The organism is Bradyrhizobium sp. USDA 10063 (assembly GCF_054063735.1).
Genome location: NZ_JBSSGP010000002.1, coordinates 4,491,597 through 4,512,911, shown reverse-complemented (window position 1 = coordinate 4,512,911; position 21,315 = coordinate 4,491,597). Strand labels below are relative to the sequence as shown.

Annotated in this window: 14 protein-coding genes and 1 tRNA gene; 7 read left to right on the top strand and 8 right to left on the bottom strand. The window is 63.3% G+C overall.

Annotation, left to right across the window (positions count from 1 at the left end; all coding sequences use genetic code 11):
- Nucleotides 1-29 precede the first annotated feature (29 nt).
- Nucleotides 30-4,778, bottom strand: a complete 4,749-nt coding sequence (gene gltB, locus ACVJGD_RS23375; protein ID WP_456636518.1) for a glutamate synthase large subunit — start codon at nucleotides 4,776-4,778, stop codon at nucleotides 30-32.
- A 456-nt stretch (nucleotides 4,779-5,234) separates the two neighbouring features.
- Here gltB and ACVJGD_RS23370 point away from each other — a divergent pair, with 456 nt between their 5' ends.
- The gene (locus ACVJGD_RS23370; RefSeq protein WP_456636517.1) at nucleotides 5,235-5,948 is read left to right on the top strand and encodes a hypothetical protein; all 714 of its coding nucleotides are present in this window, start codon (nucleotides 5,235-5,237) and stop codon (nucleotides 5,946-5,948) included.
- Nucleotides 5,949-6,767: 819 nt separating this feature from the next.
- Here the strand turns inward: ACVJGD_RS23370 and ACVJGD_RS23365 are convergent.
- A complete protein-coding gene (locus ACVJGD_RS23365) occupies nucleotides 6,768-7,238 on the bottom strand; it encodes an Hsp20 family protein (RefSeq protein WP_456636516.1) in 471 nt (156 codons plus the stop codon).
- 216 nt (nucleotides 7,239-7,454) lie between these two features.
- Here ACVJGD_RS23365 and ACVJGD_RS23360 point away from each other — a divergent pair, with 216 nt between their 5' ends.
- Nucleotides 7,455-8,402: an alpha/beta fold hydrolase gene (locus tag ACVJGD_RS23360; protein ID WP_456636515.1), complete on the top strand. Its 948-nt coding sequence runs from the start codon at nucleotides 7,455-7,457 to the stop codon at nucleotides 8,400-8,402.
- A 10-nt stretch (nucleotides 8,403-8,412) separates the two neighbouring features.
- Here ACVJGD_RS23360 and ACVJGD_RS23355 read toward each other — a convergent pair whose 3' ends face one another.
- The gene (locus ACVJGD_RS23355; protein ID WP_456636514.1) at nucleotides 8,413-11,181 is read right to left on the bottom strand and encodes a di-heme-cytochrome C peroxidase; all 2,769 of its coding nucleotides are present in this window, start codon (nucleotides 11,179-11,181) and stop codon (nucleotides 8,413-8,415) included.
- Between the two features lie 175 nt (nucleotides 11,182-11,356).
- Complete coding sequence (locus tag ACVJGD_RS23350) at nucleotides 11,357-13,150, bottom strand: adenylate/guanylate cyclase domain-containing protein (protein ID WP_456636513.1); 1,794 nt, start codon at nucleotides 13,148-13,150, stop codon at nucleotides 11,357-11,359.
- Between the two features lie 240 nt (nucleotides 13,151-13,390).
- On the opposite strand from ACVJGD_RS23350, the gene ACVJGD_RS23345 reads away from it, so the two are divergent.
- On the top strand, nucleotides 13,391-14,026 hold the full coding sequence (locus ACVJGD_RS23345) for a LysE family translocator (protein ID WP_456636512.1): 636 nt from the start codon (nucleotides 13,391-13,393) through the stop codon (nucleotides 14,024-14,026).
- A 60-nt stretch (nucleotides 14,027-14,086) separates the two neighbouring features.
- On the opposite strand, the gene ACVJGD_RS23340 is transcribed toward ACVJGD_RS23345, so the two are convergent.
- A complete protein-coding gene (locus ACVJGD_RS23340; RefSeq protein WP_456636511.1) occupies nucleotides 14,087-14,839 on the bottom strand; it encodes a sulfite exporter TauE/SafE family protein in 753 nt (250 codons plus the stop codon).
- A gap of 89 nt (nucleotides 14,840-14,928) precedes the next feature.
- On the opposite strand from ACVJGD_RS23340, the gene ACVJGD_RS23335 reads away from it, so the two are divergent.
- Nucleotides 14,929-15,819: a LysR substrate-binding domain-containing protein gene (locus ACVJGD_RS23335; protein ID WP_456636510.1), complete on the top strand. Its 891-nt coding sequence runs from the start codon at nucleotides 14,929-14,931 to the stop codon at nucleotides 15,817-15,819.
- Nucleotides 15,820-15,831: 12 nt separating this feature from the next.
- Here the strand turns inward: ACVJGD_RS23335 and hisN are convergent, their stop codons facing one another.
- On the bottom strand, nucleotides 15,832-16,611 hold the full coding sequence (gene hisN / locus ACVJGD_RS23330) for a histidinol-phosphatase (RefSeq protein ID WP_456636509.1): 780 nt from the start codon (nucleotides 16,609-16,611) through the stop codon (nucleotides 15,832-15,834).
- Nucleotides 16,612-17,105: 494 nt separating this feature from the next.
- Entirely contained in the window at nucleotides 17,106-17,993 is an 888-nt protein-coding gene (locus ACVJGD_RS23325) for an N-formylglutamate amidohydrolase (RefSeq protein ID WP_456636508.1), read from the bottom strand.
- Nucleotides 17,994-18,299: 306 nt separating this feature from the next.
- Between ACVJGD_RS23325 and cpdR the strand changes: the two genes are divergently transcribed.
- Both cpdR and ACVJGD_RS23315 read left to right on the top strand, forming a co-directional pair.
- Nucleotides 18,300-18,659: a cell cycle two-component system response regulator CpdR gene (cpdR, locus tag ACVJGD_RS23320; RefSeq protein WP_027583737.1), complete on the top strand. Its 360-nt coding sequence runs from the start codon at nucleotides 18,300-18,302 to the stop codon at nucleotides 18,657-18,659.
- 91 nt (nucleotides 18,660-18,750) lie between these two features.
- A tRNA-Val gene (locus ACVJGD_RS23315) sits at nucleotides 18,751-18,825 on the top strand.
- A gap of 438 nt (nucleotides 18,826-19,263) precedes the next feature.
- Here ACVJGD_RS23315 and ACVJGD_RS23310 read toward each other — a convergent pair.
- Nucleotides 19,264-19,554, bottom strand: coding sequence for a PilZ domain-containing protein (locus ACVJGD_RS23310; protein ID WP_456636507.1), 291 nt, complete (start codon nucleotides 19,552-19,554; stop codon nucleotides 19,264-19,266).
- 733 nt (nucleotides 19,555-20,287) lie between these two features.
- Here ACVJGD_RS23310 and ACVJGD_RS23305 point away from each other — a divergent pair.
- On the top strand, nucleotides 20,288-20,944 hold the full coding sequence (locus ACVJGD_RS23305; RefSeq protein ID WP_456636506.1) for an energy transducer TonB family protein: 657 nt from the start codon (nucleotides 20,288-20,290) through the stop codon (nucleotides 20,942-20,944).
- Nucleotides 20,945-21,315: the final 371 nt, after the last annotated feature.

Below are 21,315 nucleotides of genomic sequence, written 5' to 3'. Positions count from 1 at the left end.
CGCGCCTCCTCATCGTGAGGGTCTTGAGATTACGCTCCGATCGCGATTTTCGGCTCGGCGTCGGCGTTCGCCTTCATTTCCTTCAGCGCGCGACGGTACTCGACCGGCATCACCTTGCGGAACTTCGGCAGCCACGTCTTCCAGTCCGCCAGGATCGCGACGGCTTTCTTCGAGCCGGTCAGCTTGGCGTGCCGCGTGATCAGCACATGGAGCCGTTCGACATCGGATTCAAGCAGGTTCTGGAACACATCGACCCGGCCATGCGCCTCGAGATCGCCGGCATGGTGGTAGGTGGCGGCGTTGATCATCTCTTCCGACAGCACCGGTTCCAGCTCGACCATCGAGAGGTTGCACAGTTTCGGGAAATCGCCGGACTCGTCCAGGACATAGGCGATGCCGCCGGACATGCCGGCTGCGAAGTTCCGGCCGGTCTTGCCGAGCACTACGACGATGCCGCCGGTCATGTATTCGCAGCAATGGTCGCCGGCGCCCTCGACCACCGCGACGGCGCCCGAGTTGCGTACCGCGAAGCGCTCGCCGGCAATGCCGCGGAAGTAGCATTCGCCCTCGATCGCGCCGTACATCACGGTGTTGCCGACGATGATCGACTCCTCCGGCACGATGCCGGAATTCTTCGGCGGCTTGACGATGAGGCGTCCGCCGGAAAGGCCCTTGCCGACATAGTCGTTGCCTTCGCCTTCGAGCTCGAAGGTGACGCCCTTGGCAAGCCACGCGCCGAACGCCTGGCCCGCGGTGCCCTTGAGGCTGACATGGATGGTGTCGAGCGGCAGCCCTTCATGGCCGTAGATATTCGCCACCTGGCCCGACAGCATCGCGCCGGCGGAGCGGTCGGTGTTGTTGATCTCCTCCTCGATCGTGACAGGCGCGCCACGGTCGAGCGCGGCGCGGGCCTTCTCGATCAGGCGACGGTCGAGCACGGCTTCCAGATGATGGTTCTGGGCCTCCGAATGGTAGATCTTCTGGCCCTTCTCCTCCTTCTGCCGCACGAACAGCCGCGAGAAGTCGAGGCCCTTCGCCTTCCAATGCGCGACCAGCGAGGTCTGGTCGAGCATCTGGGTCTGGCCCACCATCTCATCGAACTTCCTGTAGCCGAGCGAAGCCATGATCTCGCGCACTTCCTCGGCGACGAAGAAGAAGTAGTTGATCACGTGCTCGGGCTGGCCGGTGAAGCGCTTGCGCAGGACCGGGTCCTGCGTCGCGACGCCGACAGGGCAGGTGTTGAGGTGGCACTTGCGCATCATGATGCAGCCGGCCGCAATCAACGGCGCCGTCGCGAAGCCGAACTCGTCGGCCCCGAGCAGCGCGCCGATCACGACGTCACGCCCGGTGCGGAAGCCGCCGTCGACCTGGACCGCGATGCGGCTGCGCAGCCGCTCACGCACCAGCGTCTGGTGGGTTTCGGCGAGCCCGATCTCCCACGGACTGCCCGCATGCTTGATCGACGTCAGCGGCGAGGCACCGGTGCCGCCCTCGAAGCCCGCGATCGTCACATGGTCGGCGCGCGCCTTCGCGACACCGGCGGCCACCGTGCCGACACCGATCTCGGAGACGAGCTTGACCGAGACCTGGCCGTCCGGATTGACGTTCTTCAGGTCGTAGATGAGTTGCGCCAGATCCTCGATCGAATAGATGTCGTGGTGCGGGGGCGGCGAGATCAGGCCGACGCCGGGCGTCGAATGGCGGACGCGGGCGATCGTCGCATCGACCTTGTGGCCGGGCAACTGGCCGCCTTCGCCGGGCTTGGCGCCCTGCGCCATCTTGATCTGCATCATGTCGGAGTTGACGAGATATTCCGTCGTCACGCCGAAGCGGCCCGAGGCGACCTGCTTGATCGCCGAGCGCATGCTGTCGCCGTTCGGCAGCGGCTTGAAGCGATCGGCTTCCTCGCCGCCTTCGCCGGTGTTGGACTTGCCGCCGATCCGGTTCATCGCGATCGCGAGCGTGGTGTGCGCCTCGCGCGAGATCGAGCCGAACGACATTGCGCCCGTGGAGAAGCGCTTGACGATCTCCTGGGCCGGCTCGACCTCTTCGAGCTTCACCGGCTTGCGCTTTTCTTCCGCAGCGGTCTTGATCCGGAACAGGCCGCGCAGCGTCAAGAGCCGCTCCTGCTGCTCGTTCAGGATCTTGGCGAACGCGCGATAGCGCTCGAGCGAGTTGCCGCGCACGGCGTGCTGCAGCGTCGAGACCGACTCGGCGGTCCAGGCGTGATCCTCGCCACGGGTGCGGAAGGCGTACTCGCCGCCGACATCGAGCGCGTTCTTGTAGACCTGCGCGTCGCCGAACGCATCGGCATGCCGACGCGCGGTTTCCTCGGCGATCTCGGACAGCCCCACGCCCTCGATGCGGGTGTGCGTGCCGGCAAAATACTTGGCGACGAAATCGGCCTTCAGCCCGACGGCGTCGAAGATCTGCGCGCCGCAATAGGACTGGTAGGTCGAGATGCCCATCTTGGACATCACCTTGAGCAAGCCCTTGCCGATCGACTTGATGTAGCGCTTGACGATCTCCTTGTCGTCGAGCCCGCCCGGCAGACGGTCCTTCATCGCGATGATGGTCTCGAACGCGAGATAGGGGTTGATCGCCTCCGCGCCGTAGCCGGCGAGGCAGGCGAAATGGTGCACCTCGCGCGGCTCGCCGGATTCGATCACGATGCCGACCGAGGTGCGCAAGCCCGTGCGGATCAAATGATGATGCACGGCGGCGCAGGCGAGCAGCGCGGGGATCGGGATCCGGTCGGTGCCGGTCATGCGATCGGACAGGATGATGATGTTGATGCCCTCGCGCACCGCGCCTTCGGCGCGCGCGCAGAGCTCGTCCAGCACCTGCTCCATGCCTGCCGCGCCGAAGCCGGCGTGGAAGGTGGTGTCCAGCGTGCGCGACTTGAAATGCGTCTCGGCGACATCGGAGATCGAGCGGATCTTCTCCAGGTCCGCGTCGGTGAGGATCGGCTGGCGCACTTCGAGGCGCTTGGTGGAGGCTAGCCCCTGCAGATCGAACAGGTTCGGCCGCGGTCCGATGATCGAGACGAGGCTCATCACGAGCTCCTCGCGGATCGGGTCGATCGGCGGGTTGGTCACCTGCGCGAAGTTCTGCTTGAAATAGGTGAACAGCGGCTTCGGCTTGTCCGACAGCGCCGAGATCGGCGTGTCGTTGCCCATCGAGCCCGCGGCTTCCTCGCCGGTTGCCGCCATCGGCGTCATCAGGATGTTGATGTCTTCCTGCGAGTAGCCGAATGCCTGCTGGCGGTCGAGCAGCGGCAGGTTGGAGCGCACGCTCTTGTTCGGGGCGTCCGGCAGTTCTTCGAGCTGCATCTGGGTGCGGGCCAGCCAGTCACGATAGGGGTGGCTCTTGGCCAGATCGGCCTTGATCTCGTCGTCGGGAATGAGCCGGCCCTGCTCGAGATCGACGAGCAGCATCTTGCCCGGCTGCAGCCGCCACTTGGTGACGATCTGGTCCTCTGGGATCTTGAGCACGCCCATCTCGGACGCCATCACGATGCGGTCGTCCTTGGTCACGAGATAGCGCGCCGGCCGCAGACCGTTGCGGTCGAGCGTGGCGCCGATCTTGCGGCCGTCGGTGAACGCGATCGCGGCGGGGCCGTCCCACGGCTCCATCATCGCGGCATGATATTCGTAGAAGGCGCGGCGTTCTTCATCCATCAGCGGATTGCCGGCCCACGCTTCCGGAATCATCATCATCACCGCATGCGGCAGCGAGTAGCCGCCCTGCACCAGGAATTCGAGCGCGTTGTCGAAGCAGGCGGTGTCGCTTTGGCCCTCATAGGAAATCGGCCAGAGGCGGCTGATGTCCTTGCCGTAGAGCTCCGAATGCACGGAGGCCTGCCGCGCCGCCATCCAGTTGACGTTGCCGCGCAGCGTGTTGATCTCGCCGTTATGCGCGATCATGCGATAGGGGTGCGCCAGCGACCAGGTCGGGAAGGTGTTGGTCGAGAAGCGCTGGTGCACCAGCGCCAGCGCGCTCGCGAAGTCGTCCTCGTGCAGGTCGGGATAATACTTGCCGAGCTGGTCGGCCAGGAACATGCCCTTGTAGATCACGGTGCGGCACGAGAACGATACCGGGTAATAGCCGGCCATGCCACGATCGCGACGCTGATAGATCGCCTGCGAGATCGACTTGCGCAGAATGTAGAGCCGGCGCTCGAACTCGTCCTCGGTCTGGCCGACGCCGTTGCGGCCGATGAAGAGCTGCAGGTGATAGGGCTCGGTCGGCTTCACGGTGACGCCGAGCGAGGAATTGTCTGATGGCACGTCGCGCCAGCCGAGCAGCTTGAAGCCCTCGTTCTTGATCTCGTCGGCGATGATGCTCTTGATGACGTTGCGCCAGGAGGCGTCGCGCGGCATGAACAGAGCGGCGATCGCATAGTCGCCCGGGTTCGGCAGCTTGAAGCCAAGTTCGGCGGCCTTGCGCGCGAAGAAGGCGTGCGGGATCTGCACCAGGATGCCGGCGCCGTCGCCGGCGCGCGGATCGGCGCCGACGGCGCCGCGGTGCTCGAGGTTGCAGAGGATGTTCAGCGCGTCGGAGACGATCTGGTGCGAGGGCTTGCCCTTGATGTTGGCGATGAAGCCGACGCCGCAGGCATCCTTCTCCAGGCTCGGGTCGTACATGCCTTCGGCTTTGGGACGCCAATCGTGTTCGCGCCGGGAATCTTCAAGCAAAGGTTCGTCCGCTTTCGAGGCTGCGGTCGCCGACAGCGTTTCTGTCACGATGGTTTCGCGCTCGAATTCCGACCCGCTCATGTTTCCTCTCAAAATAAGGCTAAAGGGCCTCACGGTCGTTGGCGCACCTTGGGCGTTGCGGCACCCACCGGGCCACCGCTCGTCCTCCGCGAGCCGCAATGTCCTAAATCAGGCGAGGAGCGTTCAACGTCCCTGAGGAACGGCCTTGCCCGCAGCATTCTCGGAGCCCGAAGGGCCGAGGTTCCGTTGCAATCCTTATGCCGGGATTGCCCCGCGATTAAGACAGCTATACTGTCCTAACTCCGACCTTGCCAAATTTTTTTCTATCACACAAGCGCATGCGAGTCCTCGTCCGCATGTAGTTTTGGGTGGTTCGCTGTGGGAGGTCCGCCGCCGATTTGAAGCAAACGCGCCGTGATCCGGCCCAAGGACCGCCGGAATTGCCGATGAAGTTTCCTGCGGGCGCCAGAGAGCAAAAAAAGCTCCACGCCCAGCGTCTTACAGGAGCTACCGGTGATGAAGCTGTTTACGGGATGGGTCTTGTCTGCGGGACTTGTTCTTTCGGTCCCGACCGCCAATGCGCAGTTGCTGGCGCCCAATCACGTCGGAAATCCGTCCGTAGTGACCGTGTCCGATTTCGACGGCCCCTATGCTGCGATGCCGCCGGAGGTCCCGGCGCCGCGCTACGGGCCCGCCTACGAACCCAGGCTGCTGCCGCCCATCGAAGTCTATACCGTGCTGCGCGAAAACGGGTTCTTGCCGCTCGGCATTCCCCGGCAACGCGGGCTGGTCTACACGATCGCCGTGATCCAGCCCGGCGGGAGCGATGGCAGGCTGGTCATCGACGCGCGCACCGGGCGCATCATCCGCTTCATTCCGGCCGACGACGGGATGGACGACGATTACCGAGGCGATCAGAGCGGTGCCTATGGCGCTGCTGGACCGTTGCCGCCGGCGACTCCTGTTCGCAGCGGCGTGCCACGGCCGCCGGCTCCCATTCCGCATGTGGCGAGCCGGACCGTGCCGAAGCCGAGGCCGAGCCCGCTGGCAGCAAAGCCTGCGCCGGAACCGGCCCAGCAATCAGCCGCGGTGCAGCAGAAGCCTGCGGAGACGCAGCAGGCCATTCCGCCGGCTGCGGCCCCGACCGTCGCCCAGGCCAAGCCGGCTGCTCCCGCCGCGCCGACCATTTTGCCGACGCAGGAAATGCCAGAGGTGCAGGGGTTGGAGTAATTGACCTCGTCATTCCGGGGCGCCCGAAGCGCGAACCAGGAATCCATTTCGCCGCTTGCCCTGCGGCTGAATGGATTCCGGGCCTGCGCCTGACGGCGCATCCCGGAATGACGGAGGGGAAACAAAAACGCCCCGGTTTCCCCCAGCCCTTAGCTAAAATGTGGAATTCTAACTCGCCCTTCTTCGGCATCCCTTAGTCCACAAGGAACTGGGGGTGCCGACCATGCCGGCGATATCTTCGGGAGCGAGGCGGCGTCGTCTTCCTCCCCGTTCGAACGAGCAAGTCTCGGCTTCTGTAATCTTGAAGATAGTAAGTCCTTCGCTATTCTTCGTTACCGAGGATATGGGAGAGGATTTCCAATTTGGCTCACACCACGATACGGATGTGGATCATTCAATCGATAGGACGAATTCTCTCCGGAGAGAACTTCACCTACGAAGACTTCGAGGCCCAACCGCTCAATGGCTGGGAAGAGATAGAATCGAGGTCACGCTTTATCATCAGGCCGGAGCGAGCCCCTGCGCACTTCGCTTGGCTTGTTCTCCAAATGTGGGTGAATGATGATGATATTAGAGCCAAGGACCCTGGCTATGGTGAGATGAGAAAGCGCCAGCTCCAAGACTTACTGGAGATGATCGAAGGACGGTCGCCCTAGCCAGTCTCATTCCTTACCGATGCATTGAGCGTCAACGACAGGGTTGCAGAGAGAAGGGCCGCGTGGAATCGCCAGAATGGCGATTCCACAGTTAAGCTAGGGGCTGGCCGGTTTCCCAGGGCGCTTTGCGTTCGGCCAATATCTGCCGAAGCTGCTGCCGCGATCAGGCGGCGGCCTTGGAGTTGTCGGCGACCTGCGGCGCGGCGGAGCTGGTCGCGATCGGAATGCTACGCGGCTTCTTGGCCTCGGGGATCTCACGGACGAGGTCGACGTGGAGCAGGCCGTTCTCAAGCGAAGCGCTCTTCACCTGTACGAAGTCGGCAAGCTGGAACACGCGCTCGAAGGCCCGAGAGGCGATGCCGCGATAGAGAACGTCGGATTTATCCTTGCCATTCTCGTTGGCAGTCTTCTCGCCCTTGATCGTCAGCGTGTTCTCCTTCGCGACGATGGAAAGCTCACTCTCGGAGAAGCCGGAAACCGCAACGCTGATGCGGTAGGCGTTCTCGCCGGTGCGCTCGATATTATAGGGGGGATACCCGGGGCTGCCGTCAGACGTTGCCTGGTCAAGCAGGTTGAAAAGACGGTCGAAGCCGACGGTGGAACGATAGAACGGGGTCAGATCGTAGGAACGCATGGTAGTCCTCCAATGAGCGACTGATGAGATACCCGCCCGCCATCGGGCCGGGCTTTAGTCTGTGTGCAGCCTGATGTTCCGGTTCCGAAACACTGGTAGCGGCCTGCACGAAAATGATATGGGTGGGGCTGTCAGGCGTTCAAGAGGCGGAAATATCGTCGCTTTTTGGCGCTCACCTCTTGATTCCCGCCGTCCCTCACCTAGCGGTTCCCCTTCATGACGCTGGTCTCCATTCCAGCCAATCCGGTTCCGGAAGACGTCGTCAGCGGCACCATCAAGACATCAGATGGCGCTGAATTGCGCTTTGCGCGCTGGGCGCCGCCGCCGGGGCGCAAGGGAACGGTCTGCGTATTCACCGGTCGCGGCGAGATGATCGAGAAGTATTTCGAGACCGTGCGCGATCTGCGCGACCGCGGCTTTGCGGTGGCGATGATCGATTGGCGCGGGCAGGGCCATTCGTCGCGGAGGTTGCGCGATCCGCGCAAAGGCTATGTGCGCGACTTTGCCGATTACGAGATCGACGTCGAGACCTTCGTGCAGCAGGTGGTGTTGCCGGATTGTCCGCCGCCCTATTTCGCGCTGGCGCATTCGATGGGTGGAGCCGTGATGCTGCGCATCGCGCATGCCGGAAAACGCTGGTTCGATCGCATGGTGCTGTCCGCGCCGATGATCGACCTGCCGGGACGCCGTACGTCGTTCGTCCCAACCGCGCTGCTGCGGATCATGCGGCTCGCCGGCCAGGGCGGACGCTACGTTCCGGGCGGCAGCGACGAACTGGTCGGGCTGGCGCCCTTCATCAACAATCCACTCACCAGCGATCCCGTCCGCTACTCGCGCAATGCGGCGGTCCTGGAAGAAGACCCCACGGTCGGCATCGCCGCGCCGACGGTCGCCTGGGCCGACACCGCCTTCAAGGCGATGCGCACGTTCCGGGAATACTATTATCCGTCGCAGATACGCCAGCCGATCCTGATGCTGGCGGCGAGCAACGACACCGTGGTCTCGACGCCCGCGATCGAGGAGTTCGCCTATCACTTGCGAGCCGGCTCGCATCTCGTGATCGCCGGCTCCAAGCACGAGCTCCTGCAGGAGCAGGACCGCTACCGCGCGCAGTTCTGGGCGGCGTTCGACGCCTTCGTGCCGGGCACGCCGCTGTTCGGCTGACGCCTCGCGGTTACAGCGTCTTCAGATATTCGATCAGGGCCTCGCGCTCGTTTTTATCGAGCGCGCGGCCGACGATGCCCTTCGGATACGGAGCTGCCCCCTCGAACGAGTGGCCGCTCACGCTGTTGCCATGGATCTCTTTTCCGTTGCCGTCGGTGGCCGAGAACAGGGTCTGGCCGTTCTGGCATCTCGTCTCGTCGCCCTTCACGTCGAAGCCGACATGCTCCGGATCGAAATCACGCGCGCCCATGCAGAACTTCAATGGGCGCTCGGCGGCGGGCCGGAGCAGCCAATCGAGCGAGGGGACGGAGCCGTTATGCAGGTAGGGCGCCGTGGCCCAGGCGCCGTTCAGCGGTCGCGCGCGATAGCGCGGCGCCGGCTCACGGTTGGGGCAGTTCTTTCGCTCGCCCCACAGCTTCTTCTGCTGCGCCGACGGGATGTGCTGATCGTCCATCCATTTGCGGCTGACGAGGTCCACCGTCACCATCAAGGCGAGGGCGTAGGACATTTCGGTGGAAGAGGTCGGCTGAAGGTCGGGACATTCCCACCACTTCGTGAGGTCGCGCGCGGGATCGATACCGAGGAAACCCGGGACCTGAACGGTTCGCGTGGTCAGGATCCTGGCCTGCGCTGGGTCCGTACCCATGTCATCCGCTTTTTTCTGGACGGGGTCGAGGACCGGGCTCTCGCCGGTGCGGTCCCAGCGCGGCGACGACCAGAAGCTCTTGTCGGGAAATTGAACGTCGAACACGGGGTCATTGACCGGACCGAGATGGCATTCGACGCAGATCTCGGCGTACAGCTCCCGGCCCTTGGCGACGCGGTCGGGCTTGAGCTGCCAGGCCTGATCGTCGAACAGTTGCGACGGCCATTTCGGCGCGGTCAAACCGCCAAAGCGCGGTGGCGTCTGGGTGAAGGGATCGGGGCCGCGCAGCATCGATTCGATCCACAACAGATTCTGCACCTCCACCGACGAGCGGAACAGCGTGTCTGCCGGATACTCGGGCGACATGTTGATCAGCGCGGTCACCCCTAACGCCTCGCCGGCATTGCGGATCAGCGGCTGCTCGATCGAGGCGTCGTATTGGGCGTATTTGAGCCACGGCACGGTCCAGATCGGCGGGAAGCTGACTGGCGCGTCCTGGGCGTGCAGATTCCTTTCGAAGCCGCTGAGGCCGTTGATGGCCAGATCTTGCGAGAAGACCTGGTTGCCGATGCGGTTGAGAGCGTCGAGGCGGCCGAATCCTTCCTCGGTGTCCTTCTGCGGCTTGCCGTCCTCGGTCGTCTTGCCGGCGATCGTCTTGTCGTAAGTGGTTTGCCAGTCGATCAGGAATTTGCCGATCGCCGCCAGCTTCTGCTTGAGGACGCTGCGGTCTGCATCGCTCGCGTCGGGCCCGAGCACGCGATCCGCGAAGCGCTTGAAACGGAACGGCACGTACAAGGTGTAGGCGATGGACAGGCCGGTCGCGAGTTCGAGCTTCTTCAGGTCGGTCATGGCCGGGCCGCCGTCGAAGCGCACGGCTACGCCCTTGTAGTGAAGCTGTCCGGTGTGACAGGCGGCGCAGGTCAGCCCGATCTTGTCGTCCTCGCGGCGGCCCGTGGCGGGATCGACAACGCCGGTCATCCGCGCGAAGCCGACCGGCAGGCCGTCGACATTCTCAACCGGCGTCTTCCACAGACCCGAAGATGCCGGCGCAGGTGTCGTCTCGAAGATGCTGGCATAGCCGAAGCGGCGCAGCGTGGTGTCGTCGGTGTGGATGGTCTGGGGGCTTGGAATAAAGCCGAAGCGCTCGAGATAGCCGCTGTCCTTCATCAGTCCGGGCTCGCTGAACAGACGCAGGTACGGCTGCTCCAGCGCGACGAACCAGGCATAGGGCACCGGGAATGTCGCGGTGCCCTGGCTGACATGGTGGAACCAGTACCGATCCTCAATCGACCAGTTCTGGTCGAGCCAGTAGGCAGTCTTGGTCGCTGGCGCGTCCGGCAGCGGGGGCGGCAGCAATTGCGCGAGCTTGTCGGGCAGGACGGCCCTGACGCGATCCGGAAACTGGGTGAGCGCAAGGAGAAGCGCGATCACCACGGCCGCGGCCCCGCCGACGAGGCGAAGCGCGCGCCTGCCGGGGGCGACTTCCGACAGAGCCTCGATTCGCTCGACGATCCGCTCGGGCAGCCGGCGATCGACGAACAATGTCCTGACTTCCGCGACGCTGAGGTAGCGGTCCTTGCCTTCGCCCTTGCCCATGATGCGAAGCAGGACGGGCCATTCGCCCTTCATCAACAGCGGGTCGTACCAGCGCCTGTTGTCCTTCGCCCGTTCGAAATTGGCGTGCATGAAGGTCGTGATTTCGGACGCCGTCAGGCCGCGCTCGATCCCGCCAGCGGGATCATGGCATTCCTGGCCGAATTCAGCCAGTCGCGCGATCTGGTCCTCGCGGACATGGGCGTGGGCGTCAAGGATACGCGAGCCGACGCCGTGCTTGTCGAGCGGGCCGTCGCGTAGCGCATCCAGCTCGGCGCCGGACCACCAGCTCTTGAGCAGGCGCCAGGGACTGAGGCCGTTCGCCACGAGCGCGACGAGATAGATCTCGATGCGAGCCCGTATCTTGCTCAGCCCCTTCTCTCCGCTCGCCGCTCCGATCGTCCTTGATAGCGTCGAGAGGGGGCCGACGTGGCCGTCGACAAATCCTTCCGCGACCAGCGCACGCAGGAACGGGCAGGGATTGTTCGGAGAAACGTCGATCGGCCGCGTGACCGGCTTCTTGGTGCGGGGGTCGTGCATGGCGCAGAATCCTGAACGCAACGAATCATGAAAAGCGATCGCCCGATAGAAGCGGACGAAGTCTTAACATCCAGAATACAAGCGGGATGTTACACTACTACAGCGTGTGGCGAAATTTGACTGAATCCCTCAAGTCGGTGAACGACCGGAGGGCGCTGACGGATTGCGCCCTCGTTCACGACTCGGCGGCAAGCTTCCGGGTTTCGACCAGGGTCAGCCGGGCGAGCGGTACGCCGGCTTTCAGGAGTCCCTCACGATAGTGTTCGATATCGGCCGGCAGCTTCCAATGGAAGTTCTTCAAATGCCGATCGACGGTGAAGGTCGGATAGTTGGACATCAGAACGCCGGTCGCGTCCGCCGCCTCCTTGGTCCGCCCCAACTGGGCCAGCGCGGCGGCGCGGATCGCCAGCGCCGGCATGTGGTTCGGATTGATGTACAGTTGCTCGCGCGCCCAGGACAGCGTCGCGTCGTATTGTCCCAGCAGGTAGTGGCTGAACGCGTTCAAGGCCGCCCATTGGTAGCGCGGGTCGCTGTTGCCGCGTTGCGCCCCCATCGAAAACAGCTCGATGGCCTGGCGGTGCTCGCCGCTCACGAGGTGAACATAACCAAGCACGCCGCGGGCGCCCATATCGTATGGGTTGAGCGCCACGGCGCGGTTCGCGGCATCCATGGCCGCCTCGTAGTGCCCCTCCACCGAACGCACATAGGACAGGATCTGAAAGGCGAAGGACGAGCGCGGGTCGAGCCGAACGCTGGCCTCGGCAAGACCTACGATCGACGTCCATAGTTCGCGCGTGCGCTTGATCCAGCCAAACTGGATGCTCTGTACCTGGATCGTGGCGAGATAGGCATGCGCGATCGAAAGCGTCGGATCGAGCGCGATCGCTTCCTTGAACAGCGCAATGGAAGCCTCGTAGTCTTCCTTGGTGTGCCGGTAATAGTAGGAAAGGCCTTTCAGGAAGCGATCCCACGCCGTGACGTCGTTGGAAAGGCGGGCAGGCGCGGACGCCTCCGCGCGGAAGATCTCGGTGGCAATCGCCGCGGAGAGACTGGTCGTGATCTCGTCCTGCATCGCGAACAGATCGCCCATGTCGCGGTCATAGCGGCCGGTCCAGAGCTGCTCGCCGTTCTCGGGCGCGATCAATTCGGCGGTCACCCGGATCTTGCTGCCGGCCCGCCGCACCGAGCCCTGGATCAGGTAGGTGGCGTCGATCTCGCGGGCGATCAGGCGGGTGCTCGTATTCTTGCCCTTGAAGGAGAATGTCGAGTTGCGGCTCAGCACCCGGTAGAAGGACTGCAGCGAGAGCGCGTGGATCAGGTCTTCGGTCAATCCGTCGGAAAAATATTCGTCGCTGGAGTCACTCAGGTTGGCGAAGGGAAGCACGCCGACGATCGCGGTCCGAGACTGTCCTGACAGACTCGACGAATCCCGGACCTGACGCTCGCGCGCTTCCGAGCCGCCCGGCTCCCAGGTGAAGACCTCCACCGGATCTGCGATATTCTTGAAACGATGGCTGCCGGTGTTGACCAGGGGCGCCTTGAGGTGCTTGCCGGCCTCCTGATACGCCTTGGCCGAAGCGGCCAGCCCGCCCGGTGGGGAAACCGTCTCGAGCCGGACGGCGATGTTGACATCGTCCCCGAACAGTTCGTCCTCGTCGGCCATCACATCGCCCATGTGAATGCCCATCCGGAACTGCATGACACGGTCGGCGGGAAGCTGGTTGTTGCGTTCCGCCATCAGCATCTGCATCTCGATGGCAGCCTCCAGCGCCCCGACGATGCTCGGAAACTCCAGCAGGAAGCCGTCGCCGGTGTTCTTCAGGATACGGCCGCCATGATTGAGGATGATCGGATGGATCGCGGTCCGATGGGCTTTGAAGGCGGCATGCGTGCCCGCCTCGTCGGCCCCCATCATCCGCGAGTAGCCGGCGACGTCAGCGCATACTATGGCAGCTAGCCGTCTCTCCATAGCCGTATCTGTGCTCCGGAATCGGTCGACGACCGCCGAGGGTGCGGCCGACCGTTCCAATTCTTATAAAACAAGATGTACCTGGCGAAAGCCCGATCCGGAGATCATAGTAATGCAAACGTTCCGGAATTGCAGCGGACGGCCGCCGAAATGTTAACTGCACGATTTTTATGTCGTGGAAAATAATGCGGGACGGCTATCCCTGTCAGTTGGCCAGCGCCCACGCGAGAGATTATGACGATGCTCGGAATACACGAACTATGGCTCTTCATCCTTTCGGGGCTGCTGCTTAACGTCACGCCGGGGCCGGACACCGCCTATATCATCGGCAGGAGCCTGCAACTCGGATGGCGTGGCGGAGCGGCCGCCGCGCTCGGCATCAGCGGTGGCTGTCTTTTCCATGTCTTCGGGGCGGCGATCGGGCTTTCCGCGCTGCTGATGACCTCCTCCGTGGCCTTTACGGTCCTCAAATGGGTCGGCGCAGCCTATCTTCTGTTCACGGGCGTCCAGATGCTGCTGTCACGCCAGCGCCCGATCGCGGATGTCACCCTTCAGGATGATGCGCCGACGCTGCGCCGGGTGTTCTGGCAGGGCGCGCTGACCAATGCGCTCAATCCGAAGGTGGCGTTGTTCTTCCTCGCGTTCCTGCCGCAGTTCGTGGCCGCTGATTCGCCGCACAAGACCATCGCCTTCCTGCTGCTCGGCGCGATCTTCGTCTTCAACGGCACGTTGTGGTGTCTCGGCGTGGCGGCGTTTGCGGCGCGGGCGGCGAGGCGGATCCGCCGCTCCAGCGGGGTGATCGCCTGGATCAACCGCACGCTCGGCGGGCTGTTCGTCTATCTCGGCTTCCGGGTTGCGATGCTGGAGGCGCGTTAGAGCGTTTTCGAGCGAAGTGGATACCGGTTCGCGTGAAGAAAACGCGTCAAGACAAGAATCTCAGCCATGGATCTTCACCAGCGCGCTGCCGGCCAGATACAGCCCGAGCAGGATCATCGCGATCAGGAACCAGCGGCGGAATGCCTCCGGCTGCAGCCGTGACCGCACCGCCTGCCCGATGAACATGCCGATGAAGGACGCCGCCATCGCCACCGCGCCGGGCAGCGCGGTCGCCGCGGTCAACACGCCGGCGGCGGTGAGATTGAAGGCGAGGGCGATAGTGGCCGTCGTGAAGAACACGCCGAGCGCCTGTACCAGCTCATCCTTCTCCATGCCGATCGCCTGCATGAACGGCATCGACGGGATCACCTGGACGCCGGTTGCCGCCGAGATCACCCCGGTCACGACGCCGACGATGCCGCCGATCCATTTCTCGTCGCGGCGGGCGACCTTGAAGCTGAAGCGGCTGAGGCCCACCACCGCATAGATAATGAGCAGCAGACCGAGCACGACGGTGCCATAGGGCGCATAGGGCCCGGTGAGCAGCCCGCGGTTCAGCCAGATGCCCACCACGGTGCCAATCATCAGCGGCCATAGCCGCTTGAGGATGTCGCGCAGATAAGGCCCGACAAAGGTCTGCCAGATGTTGGTGATGATTGCCGGCACGATCACGATCGAGATCGCCTGCGCAGGCGGCATCGTCACGGCCAGCAGTCCCATCGAAACCGTCGGCAGGCCGAGCCCCAGCGTTCCCTTGACGAAACCGGCGAGCAGGAAGGCGAAGGCGATCAGGATCAGGAATGAGTCGAACATGCAGGCACATTGACCGATCGACGGGAGCGGCACAATCTGGAGATTACGGAGAATGCCTTCGGCTTTTCCGAAGATAGCTGGAGCCCAATATGCGCTTCGACCTGGTCGATCTGCAGCTCTTCATCGCGGTGGCGGAGACGCGCAGCATCACCAACGGCGCCTCCCGCGTTCATCTGGCGCTTGCGTCCGCCAGCGAACGGATCAAGGGGCTGGAGGCTGCGCTTGGCGTGTCGCTGCTCAAGCGCGGCCGCCGCGGTGTCGAGTTGACCGCCGCCGGCGAAAGCCTGCTCGACCATGCGCGGATCGTGATCCACAATGTCGAGGCGCTACGCGGCGACCTTGCCGCCTATGCCAGCGGCGTCAGGGCGAGCGTGCTGCTGCTCGCCAACACCTCGGGCCTGTCGGAGCATCTGCCGCGGGCGCTCGCCGCCTTCCTGCGCGAGCATCCCGACATCAATGTCGACGTCGAGGAGCGCGAGAGCGCCGACATCGCCGCCGCGATCGCGACCGGCGCCGCCGACCTTGGCTTCGCCGCCGAGCATGCGCTTCCCGAAAGCGTCGAGCGCTTCCTGTTCAGCGAGGACCGCCTGACGCTGGTGGCCTCGCGCCGCAGCGATCTCGCAGGCCGCCGCCAGATCGATTTCCAGGACGTGACCGGCTATGACTTCGTCGGGCTGACTGCCTCAACCGCGCTGCAGGCCCACATCGCAAGGCACGCCGCGCGGCTGGGCGCCCGTCTGCGGTTCCGGGCGCGCCTGCGCGATTTCGACGCGATCTGCCAGATGGTCGCGGCCGATGTCGGCATCGCCGTGATCCCGGAAACCGCCGCCCGGCGTTGCGCCCGGTCGATGCCGATCGCGTCGATCCGGCTCCGCGACTCCTGGGCCGACCGCAAGCTCACCATCTGCGCCCGCAGCTTCAAGGCGCTGCCGCGTCCGGCAAAGCTGCTCGTCGACCATCTGCGCAAGGCCGCACCGTAACGGCCGGCCCGCTCAGCCGTTGAGCAGCTTCATCGCCGCCTCGTGCACCCGCGGATCGCCGGCGGCGATGATGCGGCCGCCGCTTTGCGCCGGCTTGCCTTCCCAGGTAGTGACGATGCCGCCCGCGCCGGTGACGATCGGGATCAGCCCGGCGATGTCATACGGCTTGAGCTCGGTCTCGACGACGAGATCGAGATGGCCTGCAGCCAGCATGCAGTAGGAGTAGCAGTCGCCGCCATAGCGCGTGAGCTTGGCGGCGCTCTCGATACGTCCAAAGCAGGCCCGGTCGGTAGCGTTCATCAACAGCGGGCTCGTGGTGTAGGCCGTCGCCTCCGTCAGCGACGCGCAGCGCCTGACCGACAGCCGCCGCTCGCCGGACGGGCCGGAATAATGGGCCGAGCCGTTGTCGCCGGAAAACCGCTCGCCGATGAAGGGCTGATGCATCATCCCGAACACGGGCGTGCCCTTGTGCAGGAGCGCGATCAGCGTGCCCCAGATCGGAAAGCCGCCGATGAACGACTTGGTGCCGTCGATCGGATCGAGCACCCAGACATATTCGGCGTCCTCGCGCTCATTGCCGAATTCCTCGCCGACGATGCCGTGCTGGGGGAAATTGGCCTTGATCAACCGCCGCATCACCGCTTCCGCTGCGCGGTCGGCTTCGGTCACCGGATCGAAATCATTGACGCTCTTGTTGTCGACGGAGAGCGAGGTGCGGAAGAACGGCAGGATGGTTTCGCCGGCGGCGGTCGCGAGGCGGCCGATGAAGGCAGTGAAATCAATGACCGGCACGGCTGTTCCTTAAGGCGCGATGCGAACTGGCAGTTCAGCGCTATTGCCTAGCTCAATCCGGGCCGATCCGCACCGACATTGAGGAGGGTTGTCGCTGGCATTTTTGAGTGATGGACGGGTGCCGCGTGCGGCTATGAATTTTGGGACTAGGTGCAATCACGAAATCGGGAGGCTGTGATCAAAGAGTAGTATTAATCGTTCATTTCTTGATGAAGATATTGAAAGAAAACGACAAAATTCGACTTTAGCTCTGTGTTGCAGGTCTGCAAGCCCTGCGGATAATGCATGGGAAATGAATCTAAAACCGCTTGCGTTTTGTGCGGCGCGGCCGCATATTGTTGCGGTGCGGTAGCGCCTCGCGCTATCGCTGCCCTCCTTGGGCGTTTCCTCCCTAGACTTGGGCCGCTTGTTCATTCAAGCGGCCCTTTTTTCTTTTGGGGGTTCGCTCTCATTCGGGGTCCGCGCTGGGCGCGCCCCGGAATGACGACGAGAGCCTACTCCGCCGCTGCCTGGAACGGACCGAGGTCGTTGAGCGGGACGTCCGCCAGCGCCTCCGCCAAGGCCGCGAAATCGGCGACCACCTGCGCAAAGCGCGGCCCGCGCTCGCGCCGGCGCTCATCCATGTAGACCGCCCGGTTGAGCTCGAGCTGAACGGTATGCAGCCCGCTCGCCGGGTTGCCGTAATGCTCTGTGATGAAGCCGCCGGCATAGGGCTTGTTGCGGCCGATCGAATAGCCGAGCCCGCTCATGACGTCTTCGACGACGTCGGGCAGCACCGGCGCGCAGCTTGTGCCGTAGCGGTCGCCGATCACGATGTCGGGCCGTCGCGGCTCGTCCCGCGACACTCCGATCGACGGCATCGAGTGACAGTCGACCACAACGACGGTTCCGAACGCCTGGTGCGCCTTGTTGATGAGCCGGCGCAGCGCCCGGTGATAGGGCTTGTAGAGCGCCTCGATCCGCGACAATGCCTCGTCGACATTGAGCCGCTCGCGATAGATCTCCTGACCGTCGCCGACGACGCGCGGGATCGTGCCGAGCCCGCCGGCGACCCGCATCGAGCGCGTGTTGGCAAAGCTTGGAAGCCGGCCCATGAACATGCGCGGATCGAGCTCATAGGGCTCGCGGTTCACGTCGACATAGGAGCGCGGGAAATGCACCCGCACGACCGGAAAGCCGCGCCCGCTCAAGCCTTCGATCAACTCGTCCATGAACGAGTCTTCCGAGCGCCTCAGCGAGACCAGATCGATCCTGGAGGCATTGAGGAATTCGGCCGGATAGACCGAACCCGAATGCGGCGAGTTGAAGATGATCGGCGCCCGCCAATTGACGGGTTCGACGATCTCGAACGGAGGCGACAATTCACCCTCAGGCGTGCTCATCGTCCGGCGCCGTCCCTTCAATTCCGCTGGGCTTCCGGCGCGATTCTACCGGAAAAACGGAGGTTTTGTGTGCAAGCATTGTCGGTAATCACGCCCCTTCTGCCAAGCGAAAAAAATCGTGAGCCGGGCTGGAATGTCTCTTAAGAACAGGGAACGCCCGACGTGATTGATTCGTGCGGCATTCCGGTCCAGAGTTAAGTTAAGGATCCGGTCAGCCGCGCCGGGTCATCCTTCACTCGAAATTTACCGTCTATCGGGCTTAGTGTGCGGACTCCTCGCAAGCCGGGATTCGACGAAATCAACGCCATGCCCAAAATCCTCCTCGCCGAAGACGACAACGACATGCGCCGCTTCCTGGTCAAGGCGCTCGAAAACGCCGGATTCCAGGTCTCACCGCACGACAACGGCATGTCGGCCTATCAGCGGCTGCGCGAGGAGCCGTTCGAGATGCTGCTCACCGACATCGTGATGCCGGAGATGGACGGCATCGAGCTCGCCCGCCGTGCCTCGGAACTCGACCCCGACATCAAGATCATGTTCATCACCGGCTTCGCCGCCGTCGCCCTGAACTCGGATTCGGAGGCGCCGAAGAATGCCAAGGTGCTGGCAAAACCGGTCCATCTGCGCGAATTGGTCAGCGAAGTGAACAAGATGCTGGCGGCCTGACCGCGGCCAAGATTCGCCTCCGAGTATCCTTGCAAGTATCCTTGCCTGCCCGCCTGGGGTCCGTTATAGGGACCCGACCCAGCCGATTTTCGGGCGCGTAGCTCAGCGGGAGAGCACTACCTTGACATGGTAGGGGTCACAGGTTCGATCCCTGTCGCGCCCACCAGCCTTCGCTCGCGAAGCGAGAGAAGGCTGCCGCGCCGAAGCCCAAGGGGCGCAGGCGGGCTCGTATCCGCGAGCTACGGCTAGGCAAGCCAGAACCTTCGCTCGCGAAGCGAGAGAAGGCTGCCGCGCCGAAGCCCAAAGGGCGCAGGCGGGCCCGTGTCCGCGAGCTACGGCTAGGCGAGCCAGAATCTTCGCTCGCGAAGCGAGAGAAGGCTGCCGCGCCGAAGCCCAAGGGGCGCAGGCGGGCTTGTACCCGCGAGCTACGGCTAGGCAAGCCACTTCTTTGTTCCTTAGCGGCTACGTGTGGCGCAGCCATGCCGAGCACGCGAGGGCGAAGCGTGTCCGGCGTAGCCTGGAAGCGCTGCAATCATCAGTGTGACGGCGCACGCGATGTCGGCTCCACGTGACGGGCGCGCGTCTTCTCGGGATGAGCGGTCGGTCACGCTGGTGCTGACAAGACCTCGAACTCGCTGTGGAGATATCCTGCAGGAAACACGACACCGCATTCGTAGCCCCGTCTCCAGACGACGTGGCAATGCGTGCTCGATTTGAAGCCGTCGAACGACATCAGGAAGTCGTTGGCGAAGAAGTGAAATGAATTCGAGTACAGACCAGCACCGCTCATATGGAGATTTCTCACCAGGCAGGGATGGACTCCCGAAATCCCGCTAAAGGAAAGCAATGCGAGCTGGTTCAATTCAATACGTTCGAGCGCACGACGTTCAATCATGACCGCACCGCTCCAATTGATAAAAAATATCCGCAATTGAAGTCTCGAAGCGCTGCAACTTTCCATCAGTGCGGCTGTCCTAACGCGTGCGCTCGTGTCCATATGGTTAATGGTCGAGGCGAAGAAAGCGTGAGCCGGATGGCACAAACCGCACATCCCCGCGACACCTGACACTTTCTGGCGTCGCTCCTGGCACAAAGTGCACTGACGAACGCGCAACGGTTGTGCTTATTTGCGACGCTACTTCCCGCCCGATCGCACCCCGAGCGCCACAGCCCCCGTGGTCGGCCGGCAGAGCCAAGGCGGCCCCGGCGTGATCCCGACAGTTCGCGCCGGGGCAGTCCGGCCGATCTTGCATAGCCCGGATCGCGACGCTTTACGTCGGCGCTTGAGCTCCTTGTTTGAGCATGATCTCCGCGCAAACGCGTCGCGTTTGTCGCGAGGGACGTCTGCACGGCAGTTCCATCTCACATGACGGCCTGTCTCGGTTTCCAGCGCCACTCCGTTTTTAGAGACCTGTCACAAATCCTATATAGAGATAGCCATCGTGCCTGGGCTGAGGGAGCTCGGCACGCCTCAAACGATCTCACCGGCCTTCTCCAGACATGTCCGTACCGACCAGAATTGTTATTGCGGCGAAAGCGCCCGCCACATGAGGATGGACGGTTCGGATGGTTCGTTGCCCGCGAGGGATACGGACCGGATAAAGGCCGCGCTCACTGCAGGAGATCCTATGGCGTGGTCCAACGCGGAATTGGCGCGTCTCGTCATCATCCCGGCGCTGGCGGTGCTGTTGTTTGCCGGTGGGGTCTATTGGATCAAGGTTCAGCAGCCGACCGCATCATCCGTCGACCAAGGACCCACATCTACCATTCAGGTGCGCCTGCTTCCTCAACGCGAGCAGACGCCGATCCCGATCGATGCGACTTCGCAGGCGACGACGGCGAATGCCGCCCGCTCGAATCCCGAAGCCGAGCAGCTCGATGACCAGGCCAAGGATGAGGTTGTGGTCAAATCGCCCGACCGGGCGTCCCTGCCTGTTGAAGCAAGCCCCAGTATCCCCAGCATCTCGCGCCCTTCGACCGTGACGAACGTGGTGCCGAACAATGCCCTGGTGAAGTTTCAACAAAGCCTGCTCAAGCACATCGCAAGATTTCAGCGATATCCCGCGGCGGCCCACAACAGGCTTCAAGGCACGGTCGAAACGTTCTTCTCGATCGACCGGAAAGGGCGTCTCCTGGGCGTCTGGGTGAAAACAAGCTCCGGTCAGACACTGCTCGATACCGAAGCGATCGAGACCATCAAGAGGGCGCAACCCCTGCCATCCATCCCAGCCGAACTTCCGGAACGCCTCAACGTCCAGGTTCAGCTCGCCTTCGATCCATCCTGAGCAAGTCCCCGTTACCCACCTATAGGGGTGTACTCATAAAGGCGTAGATGTCCGATTCTGACGGCGAAGCGGAAATCTTACGATCAGTCGGAGCATTACAATGGCCCATTTGCTCGCCAGATTCCGAAACTGCATAGGCGCGTGATCCCGACAGACTTAGACTTCTGCTCACCAGGCAGAAGGACAGCCGCACTGTCAGAATGGCTGGACGATCCCACTGATCGACTGGGGATCAAACAAAGACGATCAGTCGAACATTATGACTTGGCCTGCTCGCGCTTTTCGCCTCAGTCGTTGCGCTGGGACCGCAGGCATCCGCGCGACAACAGAAGCGCAACATCATCCTTCACTAAAATCAAGGGAGAACGACC